The organism is Citrobacter sp. Cpo103 (assembly GCF_030332605.1).
GTDB lineage: Bacteria > Pseudomonadota > Gammaproteobacteria > Enterobacterales > Enterobacteriaceae > Citrobacter > Citrobacter portucalensis.
Map to the genome: position 1 here is coordinate 1,286,614 of NZ_JAOWHO010000035.1, position 16,147 is coordinate 1,302,760.

Annotated in this window: 17 protein-coding genes; 11 read left to right on the top strand and 6 right to left on the bottom strand. The window is 51.7% G+C overall.

Features of this window, described 5'->3' with window-relative positions; translation table 11 throughout:
* The first annotated feature begins 101 nt into the window (after positions 1-101).
* The 9 genes from ttrS to ydhT all read left to right on the top strand — a co-directional run bounded on the left by ttrS (position 102) and on the right by ydhT (position 9,095).
* Positions 102-1,883 (top strand): tetrathionate respiration histidine kinase TtrS, encoded by a 1,782-nt coding sequence (gene ttrS, locus OGX89_RS22805; protein ID WP_126956238.1) that lies wholly within the window; start codon positions 102-104, stop codon positions 1,881-1,883.
* Complete coding sequence (gene ttrR / locus OGX89_RS22810) at positions 1,858-2,442, top strand: tetrathionate respiration response regulator TtrR (RefSeq protein ID WP_126956240.1); 585 nt, start codon at positions 1,858-1,860, stop codon at positions 2,440-2,442. The genes ttrS and ttrR overlap by 26 nt, the downstream gene beginning before the upstream one ends.
* 92 nt (positions 2,443-2,534) lie before the next feature.
* Entirely contained in the window at positions 2,535-2,744 is a 210-nt protein-coding gene (fumD, locus tag OGX89_RS22815) for a fumarate hydratase FumD (protein ID WP_003029345.1), read from the top strand.
* Positions 2,745-3,238: 494 nt separating this feature from the next.
* Entirely contained in the window at positions 3,239-3,865 is a 627-nt protein-coding gene (locus OGX89_RS22820) for a ferredoxin-like protein (RefSeq protein WP_003029338.1), read from the top strand.
* A 120-nt stretch (positions 3,866-3,985) separates the two neighbouring features.
* Positions 3,986-6,088 (top strand): aldehyde ferredoxin oxidoreductase, encoded by a 2,103-nt coding sequence (locus OGX89_RS22825; protein WP_063941520.1) that lies wholly within the window; start codon positions 3,986-3,988, stop codon positions 6,086-6,088.
* Positions 6,089-6,098: 10 nt separating this feature from the next.
* Positions 6,099-6,764 carry a YdhW family putative oxidoreductase system protein gene (locus OGX89_RS22830; protein WP_126956241.1) on the top strand — a complete coding sequence of 222 codons (666 nt, stop codon included), beginning with the start codon at positions 6,099-6,101 and terminating at the stop codon, positions 6,762-6,764.
* A 64-nt stretch (positions 6,765-6,828) separates the two neighbouring features.
* Positions 6,829-7,497, top strand: a complete 669-nt coding sequence (locus tag OGX89_RS22835) for a 4Fe-4S dicluster domain-containing protein (RefSeq protein ID WP_126956243.1) — start codon at positions 6,829-6,831, stop codon at positions 7,495-7,497.
* Positions 7,494-8,279, top strand: a complete 786-nt coding sequence (phsC, locus tag OGX89_RS22840; protein ID WP_126956245.1) for a thiosulfate reductase cytochrome B subunit — start codon at positions 7,494-7,496, stop codon at positions 8,277-8,279. The genes OGX89_RS22835 and phsC overlap by 4 nt, the downstream gene beginning before the upstream one ends.
* 51 nt (positions 8,280-8,330) lie before the next feature.
* Positions 8,331-9,095 carry a protein YdhT gene (gene ydhT, locus OGX89_RS22845; protein ID WP_376765441.1) on the top strand — a complete coding sequence of 255 codons (765 nt, stop codon included), beginning with the start codon at positions 8,331-8,333 and terminating at the stop codon, positions 9,093-9,095.
* 9 nt (positions 9,096-9,104) lie between these two features.
* Here ydhT and OGX89_RS22850 read toward each other — a convergent pair whose 3' ends face one another.
* The 4 genes from OGX89_RS22850 to OGX89_RS22865 are packed head-to-tail and all read right to left on the bottom strand — an operon-like array spanning position 9,105 to position 12,210.
* Positions 9,105-9,782 carry an amino acid ABC transporter permease gene (locus OGX89_RS22850; protein WP_003832686.1) on the bottom strand — a complete coding sequence of 226 codons (678 nt, stop codon included), beginning with the start codon at positions 9,780-9,782 and terminating at the stop codon, positions 9,105-9,107.
* Positions 9,772-10,557, bottom strand: a complete 786-nt coding sequence (locus tag OGX89_RS22855; protein WP_126956249.1) for an amino acid ABC transporter permease — start codon at positions 10,555-10,557, stop codon at positions 9,772-9,774. The genes OGX89_RS22850 and OGX89_RS22855 overlap by 11 nt, the downstream gene beginning before the upstream one ends.
* Positions 10,557-11,375, bottom strand: a complete 819-nt coding sequence (locus OGX89_RS22860; protein WP_126956251.1) for an amino acid ABC transporter ATP-binding protein — start codon at positions 11,373-11,375, stop codon at positions 10,557-10,559. The genes OGX89_RS22855 and OGX89_RS22860 overlap by 1 nt, the downstream gene beginning before the upstream one ends.
* Position 11,376: 1 nt before the next feature.
* Complete coding sequence (locus tag OGX89_RS22865) at positions 11,377-12,210, bottom strand: ABC transporter substrate-binding protein (protein ID WP_126956253.1); 834 nt, start codon at positions 12,208-12,210, stop codon at positions 11,377-11,379.
* 305 nt (positions 12,211-12,515) lie between these two features.
* On the opposite strand from OGX89_RS22865, the gene OGX89_RS22870 reads away from it, so the two are divergent.
* On the top strand, positions 12,516-13,409 hold the full coding sequence (locus tag OGX89_RS22870; RefSeq protein ID WP_003832693.1) for a LysR family transcriptional regulator: 894 nt from the start codon (positions 12,516-12,518) through the stop codon (positions 13,407-13,409).
* Positions 13,410-13,460: 51 nt separating this feature from the next.
* On the opposite strand, the gene OGX89_RS22875 is transcribed toward OGX89_RS22870, so the two are convergent.
* A complete protein-coding gene (locus OGX89_RS22875) occupies positions 13,461-13,601 on the bottom strand; it encodes a hypothetical protein (RefSeq protein WP_003832695.1) in 141 nt (46 codons plus the stop codon).
* A gap of 332 nt (positions 13,602-13,933) precedes the next feature.
* Here OGX89_RS22875 and OGX89_RS22880 point away from each other — a divergent pair, with 332 nt between their 5' ends.
* Positions 13,934-15,415: an APC family permease gene (locus OGX89_RS22880; protein ID WP_003832697.1), complete on the top strand. Its 1,482-nt coding sequence runs from the start codon at positions 13,934-13,936 to the stop codon at positions 15,413-15,415.
* A gap of 21 nt (positions 15,416-15,436) precedes the next feature.
* Here OGX89_RS22880 and OGX89_RS22885 read toward each other — a convergent pair whose 3' ends face one another.
* Complete coding sequence (locus tag OGX89_RS22885) at positions 15,437-16,135, bottom strand: cache domain-containing protein (protein WP_003832700.1); 699 nt, start codon at positions 16,133-16,135, stop codon at positions 15,437-15,439.
* Between the last annotated feature and the right edge of the window lie 12 nt (positions 16,136-16,147).

Genomic DNA, 16,147 nt, shown 5'->3' on the forward strand with positions numbered 1-16,147 from the left:
ATTTACAGTGTAAAAATCGTGACGGGGTATACTCTATTGTGGTTAACCACATACCCGGCTTGTTGTTGATCTAAAACAACATAATTGACAGGGATAATTGAGTGGGACGTAACGTAGTAAGATGTCTGACGGTGCTGGTGTCGCTGTGGGTGCTAAGCGGCGCGGTCAGGGCGCAGACATGGAACATTGGCGTTTTGGCGATGCGCGGGGAGGTTTCAACACGCAATCACTGGCAGCCGCTGGAAACCTTGTTGAATCAGCAAATCCCCGGTGAGCAGTTTCATATTCAACCGCTGGACCTGCGACAGATGCAGGAGGCGGTGAATCGTGGAACGGTACACTTTGTTGTCACCAATCCGGCGCAGTTTGTCCAGCTTAACAGCCGCTCAGCGCTACGCTGGCTGGCGTCGTTACGCTCCACCCGTGGTGGGAAAGCCACCAGTAACGTGATTGGCAGCGCCATTCTCGTCAGGCGCGACAGCGGTATAACCTCCGCACACGATCTGATCGGCAAAACGGTTGGTGCCATTGATGCACAGGCGTTTGGCGGCTATTTGCTGGGATATAAAGCGCTCAGCGATGCCGGTCTGCGCCCGGAGCGCGATTTGCGTCTGACGTTCACCGGATTTCCCGCCGATGCCTTACTCTATTTATTACGTGAAAAAGCCGTGCAGGCGGTGATCGTGCCGGTGTGCCTGCTGGAAAAAATGGATGAAGAAGGCCTCATCCGTAAAACCGATTTTATGACCGTGTTGAATCATCCGACTTCAATTCCCTGTTTAACCAGTACGCCGCTCTATCCGGACTGGTCATTTGCCGCACTACCAGCAGTGAGTGACGAGCTGGCCGATCGCGTCACGCGGGTACTGTTCAATGCACCGCAAAACGCGGCGTTTCGCTGGGGCGCGCCCGCCTCGACCCGTGAAGTAGAAGCGTTGCTGCGCGACGTCCGCCAGCATCCGCAGCAGCGTCAGCTGTGGCTGGATGTCAAAAGCTGGTTTATTCAACACCGACTGGCGATGGGGGGCGTGGCCATCGTGTTGCTGTTGCTTACGCTCAATTACATCTGGGTGATGCTGTTGGTTCGCCGACGTGGCAGGCAGCTGGAGCGGAACAACGTGTTGTTGCACAAACAGGAACAGGCGCTGGAGACTGCCCGCCAAATGAGTGTGCTGGGGGAGATGACCTCCGGTTTTGCCCATGAGCTCAATCAGCCGTTGTCTGCTATCCGCCATTATGCCCAAGGCTGTCTGATTCGCCTGCGTGGTCAGGATGAGCAGCATCCGTTGCTGCCCGCGCTTGAGCACATAGACGCCCAGGCACAACGGGGAGCCGATACGCTGCGCAATCTCCGGCAGTGGGTCAGCCAGGCACAGGGCAATCCGGTACTCACCGATGACTGGCAAGCCATCAACGTTCACGATGCTATCCATCACGTCTGGCAATTACTGCGCATGCCCCAGCAATTCCCGGCGATAGCGCTGCACACGCAGGTTAGTAAGGCGTTAACGTTGATGCTGCCAAGCGTTCTTCTTGAGCAGGTGCTGGCTAATCTGGTACTTAATGCCGCCCAGGCAGGCGCTACGACAGTATGGTTTAGCGCCCTGCACAAGGATGGTGGCGTGCGTATTCAGGTGCAGGATAATGCCGGAGGCATTGACGAGGCTCAGTTGTATCAGGCGTTTCAGCCGTTTATGACCACCCGCAAAGAAGGTATGGGACTAGGACTGGCCATTTGTCAGCGATTGGTGCGCTACGCAAACGGGGATATTGAGATCAAAAATCAGCAGGCTCCGGACGGCAAAGCGGGGGCGAGAGTGACATTGTATTTTAAACCAAATCAGGGAGGAGGCCGTAGTGGCGATAATTCATCTGCTGGATGACGACATTGCCGTCACGCAGGCCTGTGCGTTTTTATTGGAAAGTCTGGGATATGAGGTGTCTTGCTGGGAGCAAGGCGAGAAATTCCTCGCCGAGGCAAATCTGCACCAGGTGGGCGTACTACTGCTGGATATGCGTATGCCGGTACTGGATGGGCACGCTGTGCATGAAATCATGCGTCAGAAAGCAAGCACGCTGGCGGTGGTCTTTCTCACCGGGCACGGCGACGTGCCGATGGCGGTTGAGCAAATGAAACGTGGCGCGGTCGATTTTTTGCAAAAACCCGTGTCAGCCGTGCCGCTGCAGGCGGCATTAGAACATGCATTGCAGGTCTCGGCAGCGGCGTTCTCGCGACAAGAGATCATCTGTTGCTATCAACAACTTACGCCAAAAGAACGGGAACTGGCGCATCTGGTAGCAAAAGGGTTAATGAATCGGGAAATTGCTGATGCCATGAATATTGCCGTGCGTACGGTTGAAGTGCACCGGGCGCGGGTGATGGAAAAAATGCAGGCAGGAACTCTTGCTGAGCTCGTTAATCGACTTCAGAGAATTCAGTAGAATGATGACATTTATTTGATTTTCATTGAATTTTGTCTAAATCGTCAGAGTGATATATGCTGTTGGTTTGGGTTAATGACGAGCGGGCAAAAATGGGAAATCAGACGAAAGACGACGAGTTGTACCGTGAAATGTGCAGAGTAGTCGGTAAAGTAGTGCTGGAAATGCGCGATCTGGGACAAGAACCTAAGCATATCGTCATTGCGGGAGTACTGAGAACCACCCTTGCTAACCAGCGCGTGAAGCGCAGTGAGTTAGAAAAACAGGCTATTGAGACCGTAATTAAAGCATTGGCCGGTTAATTCATAAAAAGAGGACCGCAGAAATTTTTTGCCGTCCTCTTATTCTCGATACGTTAATCTATCAATCTATATAATTTATCTTCGTTAATAAATTCTTGTAGAGAATTATAAATCGATATATATTTATTTATATATCGATGGCCGTGCAGTATTATATTTGTGAGAGGCTTCACAAATATTTGTAATTTAAATGGGCTGCTATTACACTCCATTTCTTAATGATAATAAATCTCACTCCGCATTAATTATATCCCTTCCGTTTTTTAATTGATGACGATCAAGACTATGCATGCTGAATAACCACATTATTTCTACGCCTAACCCTAAAGGATTAGATTTATTCAGTTTAACCACCGTCATTTACGCGATCAGGTTAGGGCAAAAATTTACGTGTTGTTGGCAACATTAACCGCCCGATATGGCTTGAGCTGCGCTGGTTTAAATTAGCCTGGATGTGTTGCTACCACAGCATTTGCGAAGAGGATGCGAAATAAATGAACCAGGTTGATCGTCCATTTTTAGATTGTGGTTTAACGCGACTAGAATTCCTGCGGATATCAGGGAAAGGACTGGCGGGATTAACGATTGCCCCCGCGCTGTTATCCCTATTTGGTTGTAAGCAGGAAGATGTCGATAGTGGGACCGTGGGGCTTATCAATACGCCGAAAGGGGTTCTGGTGACCCAGCGAGCCCGCTGTACGGGCTGTCACCGCTGTGAAATATCCTGTACCAATTATAACGATGGTGCCGTAGGGACCTTCTTTTCCCGGATAAAAATCCATCGCAATTTCTTCTTTGGCGATGATGGCGTCGGGTCCGGTGGTGGGCTGTATGGCGATTTAAACTATACCGCTGATACCTGCCGGCAATGCAAAGATCCGCAGTGCATGAAGGTCTGCCCAATTGGTGCAATTACCTGGAAACAGGAAGACGGTTGTATTGCGGTGGACCACAAACGCTGTATTGGCTGTAGCGCGTGTACCACAGCCTGCCCGTGGATGATGGCGACCGTAAATACCGAAACGAAAAAGTCCTCAAAATGTGTGTTATGCGGGGAATGCGCCAATGCTTGTCCGACTGGAGCATTAAAAATTATCGAGTGGAAAGATATTACTGTTTGATAGATAACAGGCATGCCTGATTCGCGCCATTAATTGCCAAAAATACCGCAGCTTTGGATAAGAAAGCTGCCTGAAGAATGGCGGGTATATCTATTAAACCTTCTTGCAAAGGAAAACATGATGGCTAATGGTTGGACAGGTAATATTTTACGGGTCAATCTCACTACGGGTAATATCACCCTTGAAGATTCCAGTAAATTTAAAAAATTTGTCGGTGGGATGGGCTTTGGTTATAAAATTATGTACGACGAAGTCCCGCCAGGCACCATGCCTTTTGATGAAGGGAATAAACTGGTTTTTGCCACCGGACCATTGACGGGGTCTGGCGCTCCCTGTAGCTCCCGCGTCAATATCACCTCCTTATCGACGTTTACCAAAGGTAACTTAGTCGTAGATGCCCATATGGGCGGTTTCTTTGCTGCACAAATGAAATTCGCCGGTTACGACGCCATTATTATTGAAGGCAAGTCTGCATCACCGGTCTGGATCAACATCAAAGACGATAAAGTCAGCATCGAAAAAGCCGATTTCTTGTGGGGCAAGGGGACTCGCGCCACAACCGAAGAGATTTGCCGGATTACCAGCCCGGAAACCTGCGTTGCCGCTATTGGGCAGGCGGGTGAGAATCTGGTGCCACTGTCCTGCATGATCAACAGCCGCAACCACAGCGGCGGTGCCGGTACGGGTGCGGTGATGGGTTCGAAAAACCTGAAGGCCATTGCAGTAGAAGGGACTAAAGGCGTCAACATTGCCGATCGTAAAGAGATGAAGCGGCTCAATGACTACATGATGACCGAGCTTATCGGCGCCAACAACAACCACGTTGTGCCAAGCACCCCGCAGGCCTGGGCAGAATACTCTTCGCCAAACTCGCGCTGGACAGCCCGTAAGGGACTTTTCTGGGGCGCGGCAGAAGGGGGGCCAATCGAAACCGGTGAAATCCCGCCGGGAAACCAAAATACGGTGGGTTTCCGTACCTATAAATCGGTGTTCGATCTGGGTCCAGCCGCAGAAAAATACACGGTCAAAATGAGCGGCTGCCATTCATGCCCTATTCGTTGTATGTCGCAGCTCAATGTCCCGCGGGTGAAGGATTTTGGCGTGCCGAGTACCGGCGGCAACACCTGCGTGGCGAACTTTGTTCACACCACCATTTTCCCCAATGGCCCGAAAGATTTTGACGATAAAGACGATGGGCGAGTCGTAGGGAACCTGATCGGACTGAACCTGTTTGACGATTACGGTATCTGGTGTAACTACGGCCAGCTGCACCGTGACTTTACCTACTGCTATTCGAAAGGTGTCTTTAAACGCGTGCTGCCAACCGAAGAGTACGCGGAGATCCGTTGGGATCAACTGGAGGCGGGCGACCCTAACTTTATCAAAGATTTTTACTATCGACTGGCGCATCGCGTGGGGGAACTCAGTCATCTTGCAGACGGTTCGTATGCCATTGCTGAACGCTGGGATTTGGGCGAAGAGTACTGGGGTTATGCCAAAAATAAACTGTGGTCGCCGTTTGGTTTTCCGGTCCACCATGCAAACGAAGCCTCGGCGCAGGTGGGGGCGATCACCAACTGTATGTTTAACCGTGACTGTATGGCGCACACCCATATCAACTTCATCGGTTCCGGTTTGCCGCTGAAATTACAGCGCGAAGTGGCGGGCGAGTTATTTGGGTCGCAGGACGCCTACGACGAGACCAAAAACTATACCCCAATCAATGCCGCCAAGATCAAATATGCCAAATGGACGCTGCTGAAAGTCTGCCTGCATAACGCGGTTACGCTGTGTAACTGGGTTTGGCCGATGACGGTTTCACCACTTAAGAGCCGCAACTATCGCGGAGATTTGGATCTGGAAGCGAAATTCTTCCAGGCAGTCACCGGTGATGAAACCACGCAGGCGAGTCTGGACCTGGCCGCTGAACGCATCTTTACCCTGCATCGTGCCTATACGGTCAAACTGATGCAAACCAAAGATATGCGTAATGAACACGATCTCATCTGCTCCTGGGTGTTTGATAAAGATCCGAAAATTCCGGTCTTCACCGAAGGCACCGACAAGATGGACAGGGAGGATATGCGTCAGTCACTGACGATGTTCTATCAGGAAATGGGCTGGGATCCCGAGTTGGGTTGCCCAACGCGCGAAACCCTGAACCGACTCGGACTTGAAGATGTGGCAGCCGATTTGGCTGCGCAGGATCTGTTGCCAGCGTAAGGAACGCGAGATGACTAACGTGAGCAACGTTCAGGCACCCGTTGAGGTGATTCCTGACGAGGTTGATAGCCAAAAGAGACACTGGCTACAGGCGTTTCACCCGCCGGTCGAGCAGGTGACTGCGCCGCAGGTTCAGGAAGCCGCCAGCCCGGAGTCGATTGTGGCAGATTTTATCCGCCAGCATTCGGCATCGGGGCACCTGGTAGCGCGCAGCGTGTTTCTGCAGCCACCTTATTCGGTCCCTGAAGCCGATCTCTCCGCGCTGCTGGATGTGCTGTGCCAGGACGCGAATAACGCGGATATCACCCGTGTGCAGGGCGCGGAAGATGTCTATTTCTACTCAACGCAAACCATGACGGCAAACTACGCCGACATGTGCGTGCAGGTGGTGGAAAACGACATCTGCCGTGCGGTTGCCGAGGCGGTACGCTTCGACTGTCGAACGTATCCTCGCCCCTATAAGGTCGCCATGTTGACGCAACCGCCGTACAGCTTTGAGTCTCAACAGATTACAGCGGCGCTCACGGCCATGGAAACGCATCCCGATTACGCGGATATACGTACTGTGGAATCGTCAAATGCGGAGCCTTATCTGTTTAGCGAACGTTTTATGAGTTATGGCAAAGCGTACGGCCTGTGTGAATGGCTTGAGGTTGAGCAGTATCAGAACCCCTGAATTATTCAGGTTGATGTCATGGAACGTGTGGACGACCACTGTCACAGTATTAGAGGATAACCCGATGTCCTTCACCCGACGAAAATTTGTCATTGGCATGGGGACGGTGATTTTTTTCACCGGTCCAGGTCAAAATCTGTTAGCGAGTACCAGGAGCCCTAAAGCCGTTCGTTACGTCATGATTCACGATGAATCACTGTGTAACGGATGTAATATCTGCGCCCGGGCTTGCAGGAAAACCAACCATGTTCCTGCCCTGGGCAGCCGTTTGTCGATAGCGCATATTCCAGTCTCGGACAACGACAACGAAACGTTGTATCACTACTTCCGTCAGTCCTGCCAGCATTGTGATGATGCGCCTTGTATTGACGTGTGTCCGACCGGTGCCTCCTGGCGAGATGAGAACGGTATTGTGCGAGTAGATACGTCTTCCTGTATTGGCTGCAGTTACTGTATTGGTGCGTGTCCTTATCAGGTTCGCTATCTAAACCCGCAAACCAAAGTGGCTGATAAATGCGACTTCTGTGCAGAATCTCGGCTGGCGAAAGGTTTCCCTCCGATCTGTGTTAACGCTTGCCCGGAACATGCGCTGATTTTCGGTCGTGAAGATAGCCCGGAAATTCAGACCTGGTTGCGAGAAAACAAGTATTACGAATATCAACTTGCAGGCGCCGGGAAACCCCATCTGTATCGTCGGTTCGGTCAACATTTGATTAAAAAGGAAAATGTATGAACGCGTCGCAGAATGCCGAACAGTTTCACGCCCAGCTTGCACAGTATGTTCCCCTGTTTTCACCGGACTACTGGCCTGCGTGGTTAGTCGTTGCCGGGTTAATGCTGGTGGGAATGTGGCTGGTGCTGGCGCTTCACGCCATGCTGCGCTTTCGGGCGGCACATAAAGCGTCGGCAGGGCACGGTGAGAAGGTCTATTTATATTCGAAGGCTGTTCGTTTGTGGCACTGGTCGAATGCGCTGCTGTTTCTGCTACTTTTGGTCAGTGGCCTGGTCAATCACTTCTCTGCCGTCAGCGCACCGGTAATGAAAAGCCTGCTTACCGTTCATGAGGTTTGTGGCTTTTTGCTACTTGCCTGCTGGATTGGTTTTGTGCTGATCAACCTGATTGGCGGCAACGGACATCACTATATTATTCAACGTCAGGGCTGGATCGCACGCGCGCAAAGACAAACTCGTTTTTACCTGTTTGGCATTATGCAGGGCGAGTCACACCCATTTCCGGCCTCACCTCGCTCTAAGTTTAATCCGTTACAGCAGGCGGCCTATGTTGGCGTGATGTATGGTTTGTTGCCACTGCTACTGATCACTGGATTGTTATCGCTTTACCCGACGGCCGTCGGCGATCTGTTCCCCGGGGTGCGTTACTGGCTACTTCAGGCGCACTTTGCGCTGGCAATAGTCAGTCTGTTTTTCATTTTTGGGCATCTTTATCTCTGCACTACGGGCCGCACGCCGGGCGAAACCTTTAAGTGTATGGTGGATGGCTACCACCGGCATTAAGCGATGATGATTTCGCGAAGTGACTTACGGGCCTGGCGTGTTGGGCCCGTCATGTACCGCTGGTTTCTACGCACGTTTCCCGCAGGAGGAAGCTATGCCGATGTTCATCGCGCGCTCCAGCGGGAAGGGTATACCGATTGGGCAAATAGCCTGGTGGAATACGGCTGGTCAAAATGGCGGGAAGAGGCGAGTTTTGCTCAGCAGGATATTGACGCAATGGGGAATATTTCCTGTGAGCAAGCCGCGGGGGAAACCAGCCGTCCGTTGGCGAGTGCGGAAGATTATGCCCGGTTTAGCAGTGCGGGTGACAACGTTAAAATTGCCAGCGCCGGGTATGCTGCGCAGATCGCCTGTGCCGGTTACAGCGCACGGATTGGCAGTGTAGGCTATAACACGCATATCGGCAGTTCAGGCGATCGCGGGCGAATAGCGATTGCGGGAAACTCGGCGCGTATCAGCAGCGTGGGCGACGGAACGCGTATCGCCAGTACCGGCATGCGCGTACGTATCAGTTCGCTCGGCGACCGAAACCGGATTGCCAGTAGCGGTGATTTAACCCAGCTGGCCTGTTTTGGCGCAGAGGCGAAAATCGCTAACTGCGCGGACAATATCCACATTATTGCCAGCGGAGAGAACGCCGTTGTTGCCAGTACCGGTGCTGTCGACTCGATAATTCTTGGTCCCGGCGGATGTGCGGCGCTGGCTTATCACGATGGCGAAAGAATGCGTTTTGCGCTTGCCGTTGAAGGGGAAAATAACATTCGGGCAGGCGTGAAATATCGGCTCAACGAAGACCATCAGTTCGTGGAATGTTGAGCCGAGAGGTCATTTTAGTGCGAATCGGCGCTGGGTGATTTTTTCAAGGCTAAAGCACAGCAGGTAATAGACCAGCCCGGTAAAGATAAAAATGGCAGCGGGGTAGATCTGCACCCGGCTGTTAACCTGACCGGCAACCGTCGTGAGTTCCGGCACGTTAACAATAAACGCCAGTGACGTGTCCTTCAGTAGCCCAATAAAAATCCCTGTCAGCGACGGCAGTACGTTACGCAGCACCTGCGGCAGCAAGATAAGCCACAGGGCCTGATCCGGGCGAAAACCCTGAACAACTGCCGCTTCATATTGCCCGCCAGGCAGTGCGCTAATTCCAGCATACACCGAGTGCATCACCGAGGCGGCGGTGAACCATGCCAGCGCCAGTGTCACGGTAACGGCACCGGGCAGATCGCTTCCGGTCAGCATGGGTAGCAAATACCACATCCAGAAAATCACAAAGATGAGCGGAATGCCGCGAATAAATTCCGCCCAGATAAACAATCCGTTGCGAACCGCGCCCGGAAATCGCCAGGCACAACAGGCAAGAACGATCCCGCCAGGCAGCGCCAGCAAAGCCGCACCGATAGCCATCAGCAAAGTGAGCAGGACGCCGCCGGGTTGCCCCTCAGCTACACGTCCCCACAGGAGATAGTCAAGATTGTCGGTAATGACCGAAACATTAGCGATCATGCAGTATGCTCCTGACGCTGAAGATGCGCATTCTTATCTTTGACGATTTATCCGACGCAGACTGCGGGCCAAGACGGGTAAGCAGCATACCCAGAACGATGCCGGTAAACAGATAAAGTGCGGTGCCAACGGCAAAGGCTTCCAGCGCGTGCGCGTTGTAGCTCTCAATTTGCCGTACCTGGTAGGTGAGCTCAGCAAATCCAATACCGCTGGCAAGCGAGGAAAGCTTCATCAGGTTGAGATATTGCCCAACAATCGGTTGCCAGGCGTTTGCCAGCCCCTGAGGCAGCAGAATATGACGAAATATCGCCCAGGATGAAAACCCCTGCGCCACGGCAGCCTCGCGTTGTCCGGCAGAAACAGCTTGTAAACCAGAGGCGATCTCTTCAACCAAAAATGCTGAGGTAAATACGCCAAGCCCCCATGCTGAACAGATAAACTCCGGTGTTAACCACCAGACATCACCCGGCAAAATTGACCATGGATGATCGGCATTGATAAAGCTAATGACGTCACGGGGTAGCCAGTTCCAGGCGGCAAAATACCAGAACATCAGTTGCACCAGTAAAGGTGTATTACGAAACACCGAGACCCACACCCCGACCATCGCTTTAGCGAGACGATTGCCCGTCAGGCGCAGGCCGAGCAGTGAGATGGCAATGAGCGTGGCGAGCACGATACCTGGCAGCGTCACCCAGAGCGTGGTGAGAAAACCGGAAATTATCCATTGCAGGGGTTGCCCGCTCAGCACTCCCTGCCAGTCCATTGCATGCATTATGATGATGGCTCCTGGTGTAACGGGTCGAGCACTTTTTTCAGGAAACGCTGGGTTCTTGGGTGCTGTGGTCGGACGAAAAAAACCTCCGGCGGGGCCACTTCAAGAATATCGCCACCATCGATGAAAACCACCCGATCGGCAATCTCGCGGGCAAAATGCATTTCGTGGGTCACGACGATCATGGTGATACCGCTGTGGGCCAAATTTTTCATCACCTGCAGTACCTCGCCGATCATTTCCGGATCCAGCGCGGAAGTGGGCTCATCAAACAGAATAATTTGCGGTGATGAAGCCAGTGCGCGGGCGATGGCCACGCGCTGCTGCTGCCCTCCGGACAACTGCGCGGCATAGGCGTTGGCTTTTTCCGCCAGTCCTACCTTTTCCAGTAACTCGAGTGCCCGACGTTCCGCTTCCGTCTTGTTCCAGCCGTGAACATATTCCAGCGCCAGCGCGATGTTCTGCAGCGCAGTCAGGTGCGAATAAAGATTGAATTGCTGAAAGACGAAACCGATACGGCTACGTAGCTGGCGTAACGCCGCCCCACGCAACTGGCTAATCGGTTTACCATCAATGAAGATTTCGCCACCGCTGAGCGACTCAAGCTGGTTGATAAGACGTATAAGAGTGGACTTTCCTGAGCCGGAAGGCCCCAGAATGGTCACCACTTCACCGGGTTCAACCGCCAAACTAACGCCGTTAAGGACAGAATGAGCGTCATACTGTTTAATCACATTGCGCAGTTCGACGCTCGCCTGGCGCAAATGGGTAAAATCCGCAGCCGAAGCTGCGGAGCGATGAAAAAGGGCTGAGAGCATATTACTTGGCTTCTATTTTAAAGGCGCGGGGTTGCGGATTTTTGGTTTCAGGACCAAACCAGACATCATAAATTTTGGCCGCCTGCCCGGTATATTCCAGCTTCAAAAGTTCATCGTTGACGGCTTTTAACAACGCTGGCTCACCTTTTTTCACCCCCACGCCGATCTCTTCTTTGCTCAGCAGGTCCGGCAGAATTTTGAAATCGGCTTTATCCGGCGCACCGCCTAATAAACCGGCCAGAATTGTACTGTCCTGGGTAATGGCCTGAACATTGCCGTTGCGTAGCGCGGTTAACGCCAGCGGGATGTCGTCGTAGGCCACCACGCGCGACTGCGGGAAGCGCTGATGCAGTGCCTGTTCACCAGTAGTGCCTTTTACCGCGCCGATGCGTGCCTTGCTGTATTCATCGAGCTTATCCGGAGATTTTGCTGGCACAAGGAACTGCTGGCCGGTAACAAAATAAGGGACGGAGAAATTTATTACCTGCGCCCGTTCAGGTGTAATCGTGATATCCGCGACGATTAAATCAGCTTTACCGGATTGTAATAACGGAATGCGGTTTGCCGGATTGGTCGCCACCAGTTCCAGTTTTACACCAAGGGATTTGGCCAGCGCTTCGGCAAAATCAACGTCGTAGCCGACAATCTTATGGGTTTTGGCATCGACGGAGCCAAACGGAGGATTCGCGTCAAATGTCGCGACTTTTACGACGCCTGCGGCTTTGATATCGGCCAGTTGGTCAGCCTGAACCTGCGAGACGGTAAGTCCTGAGGCCAGCAGCACGCCCAATGCCAGCAGTGTTTTTTTAGCGCGGTACGTTTTCGTTGCCATCATTGTATGAAATCCCTGTAGTTTTTGGTTTGTGCTTTTTACGCTCCCATAACTTACGGTTGGGATAAAATAAGAAAAAATTCTTATCTATATACAAAATGTTATTAGTGAAGGATGTGTTAATAGCGGGTGAAAATAATGCATGAGTGAAAGGTAAAATCGTGCATAAGCCTGGTAATAATTCGCATTTTGTTTTTGTGAGAGAGCACGCTTGAATAAGATTGAGTTGTGCTAATGTCCAGAAATGCTACTGGAATACCCTCCGGACCTGTACCATATGTCACAACAGGTCTGGAGTGGGGATAAGCATGCTGCGTGATAATTTTAACGATCTCTATTATCTCATTATCGTTGCCCGCGAGCGTAGTTTTACCCGGGCAGCGGCAAAACTTGGGGTTTCGCAATCCGCGCTAAGCCATGCGATTCGTGGGCTTGAAGAGAGGCTGGATGTACGGCTTCTGACCCGCACCACGCGCAGCGTTGCGCCGACCGAAGCCGGAGAACGGCTTATCAACAGTATCAGCCCGCGTTTTGATGACATTGAAACAGAGCTGCTGGCATTAACCGATGTCCGTCAGCGCGTGGCCGGTAACATTCGCCTGACGCTGGGCGAACATGCATTGCAATCTACCGTCTGGCCCGCGCTGGAGCCGTTTTTGCAGGCTTACCCTGATGTGAATGTGGAAATGACCATCGACAATAGTCTGACGGATATTGTGACTGGCCGCTATGACGCGGGTATTCGGCTCGGTGAGCAGGTGGCAAAAGACATGGTCGCCATAAGAATTGGCCCGGACTGGCGCATGGTAGTGGTGGGTTCACCGGCGTATTTTGCTCGTCATGGCAAACCGCAAACCCCTCACGACCTGCAAAATCACAGCTGTATTAACATGCGCATGCCGACGTTGGGCGGATTATACGCCTGGGAGTTTGCTAAAGACGGGCAAGATTTGCGCGTACGGGTGGAAGGGCAGCTTATTTTTAACAATCTACCTCCGCGAATTAGTGCAGCGATGGCGGGAATGGGGCTGGCTTTTGTGCCGGAAGACACCGTCGAACAGGCTGTTGCTGAGGGGGCATTGGAAAAAGTGTTAGAGGACTGGTGTGAACCTTTTCCTGGCTATTATATGTACTATCCCAGCCGAAAACAGCATACCGCCGCTTTTGCGCAACTGATTGAGGCGTTGCGGTATACGGGCTGAAGCGGGTGGCTTAAACAGGCAATAAAAACCGGCATTACGCCGGTTTGGAAATCAGATTTTGCAGGCGTCGCCGCAGTCATTATCAGCAATAATTTCCTGCGCTTTCTTGTCTGCATCTTCCAGACGTTCAGCGTTACGCTCTTGCGCTTCTTCCAGTCCATCAAAGACCAGATTATCGAGATCAATTTCCATCATTCACCTGCTCAGGTTCAGCGTTTAACATCACGTTATTATATTGCAAAAATGTTGCTTAACAGCAGCGATTCTTGCTACTTAGCATCGAACGCAATCCGCTGTGCGTATTTATCCGCCAAAATAGCCTATGGTTCGCAATTGCTAAAGAATCGTTGGTTGTAAATACCGCAAAATTCTCGCTCTCTCTACCGTTTTATCTCCACTTTTTCATTAACGTGATGCGCGATCATTTTTAACAAATCTGCGACAAAATCACTATACATATAACTTAATATCTTTTATACATTAATCGTTCAACCTTGCGACTATTCCACAAAAGAGAAAGCTATATGGAACAGACACCTGATAAGAAAAACGATAATTTTCAAAAAGATGGCAAAGAACAGTTCAATAGATCGATAGGTCTTATTTCAAACTTTGCGTTGGGTTTTACCTACCTGTCGCCGCTTACTGCCGTCTATTCGCTGTTTGCGCTGGCCGTAACGCTGGCGGGGCCGCCCGCAGTATGGTGGATTTTAATCGTCGCATGTGGGCAACTTTTGGTGGCATTGGTGTTTGGTGAGGTTGCTTCCCAGTATCCGATAACCGGCGGGCTTTACCCCTGGGCCAGAAGGTTGTGGGGCAAGAAGTATGCGTGGATCGCCGCCTGGATCTACCTGTGGGCGCTGGTGGTCACCATTACGTCGATCGCGGAATATACATCAACGTTTGTTGAATCACTCTTCCACTATGGTCAGACGCCGGCCACGATGTTGGTGACTTCTGTCCTGCTGCTGCTGTTGATGATGGCCGTTAATATGTCCGGGACTAAAAATCTGGCCCGGGTGGCAAAAATTGGTTTCTGGTGTGAAATTGTCAGCGTGATCGCGCTGGGGATTTATCTGCTGATTTTCCACCGTTCGCAGCCGTTCTCTGTGATTTTTGACTCGATGGGCGTGCTGGCGCATGACGGCAGCTACTCCACTGCATTTATGTCCGCTGCGCTGATGGGGCTGTTTATGTTCTTTGGCTTTGAGGCCTGCGGTAACGTTGCGGAAGAGGTGCAGAATCCGAGTAAAAAGATCCCGGTGGCGATGATTTTAAGCATCGTATTCGGCGCGATTTCCGCCATTATTTCTGTTATGGGTTATTTGCTGGCTTCACCGAATCTGGTCAGCATCGTGAATGGCAAAACGTCCGATCCTATCCCTGCAATCCTTAATGAAGCTCTGGGCGAAACTGGCGCAACTGTCTTTATCGTCGTCGCAATTATCGCCATGTTGTCGTGCATTTTGTCTCTGCAGGCTGCGTTAAGCCGTCTTATCTTTTCTTTCTCCCGCGACAGAATGCTGCCGGGAAGTGAATGGATGGCCAAAATCTCTAAAAATGGTGTTCCGGATAATGCCATGGTCGTCAGTTGCCTGCTGCCAGTGATTATCTGCGTTTGGGTTTATTTCCAGCCAGATAACCTGTCGCGTATCACCGCGTTTGCTGTAATCGGGATATACATCTCGTTCCAGATGGTTGTGCTGGCCGCGCTGCGTCAGCGTCTGAAAGGCTGGAAACCGGCGGGGGAGTGGACTATTGGCGGTTGGGGCGTAATCGTGAATGTGCTGGCGTTAGCTTACGGATTGTGCGGGATCTGGTTACTGGCGCAACCGGCAGACAGCAGCGACTTCATCGACCGTTGGACGGTCCTGTTTGGCCTGGCGATTGTTGTTGGCTCGGGGCTTATTTATATGTTCCTGACCCGTCCGTTTGGTCGTTCAGCGGCGCCGGAAAACGACGCCATTGCCTACGCCAATAAGCTCAATATGGGGCAGGATAACTAAAAACTCAGGGCCTTCGGGCCCTTAGTTTTGATAGTGATAAAGGATAAAGTAGTCGCTCTGATACACCACTGTACTGTTTGCAGGTGACAGCAATTCACCCACGCGAAAACGTGGCCAACTGGAGAAAATGATCCTGTTTTCCAGATTAGTCAGAATCACATAGTCAGGATGGGCACAGGAAAGCAGTTCGGCTTCTATCTGACTGACCAGCAGATCGACCGCGGCAACACCGAGAAACTGATCGTTGTAGTAGACCGGGACGGCTGACGTCAGGGTATAGGAGATATTGCAAATATAGTCGACGTAGGGACCGTGGATATAGGCTTTGCCAGCCGGAGGAGAATGCTTAAACCACTCAAAGGTTCTGAAGTCCAGTCGTTGTTGCGTGGCCTGATCCAAATCCAGATGCGCCTGGCTCAAACCATTATCTTTCTTATACCACCACTCCAGCAACCAATACTCTTTTGTGGTTGCGGTGCTCTCAATATGGCTGGCGAATCCCGCCCCTGAGCAGTAATGGTTGTTATTGAGCGTGCGCTTGATGTGCTGTTGAACGGTGGATCTGACTGAGGGGTCGAGAACGACCTCGGCTGAGGCCTTTTGTACCCCTGAAATCGCCTCATGGATGCTCCTCGCCAGCGCAACGGTAGAATCTACGGTAGAAACAGTAATGTCATCAATTTTACGAATTAATGCGCTTAGGGATGTCGAAGAGCTCATTGTCTGTCCTGC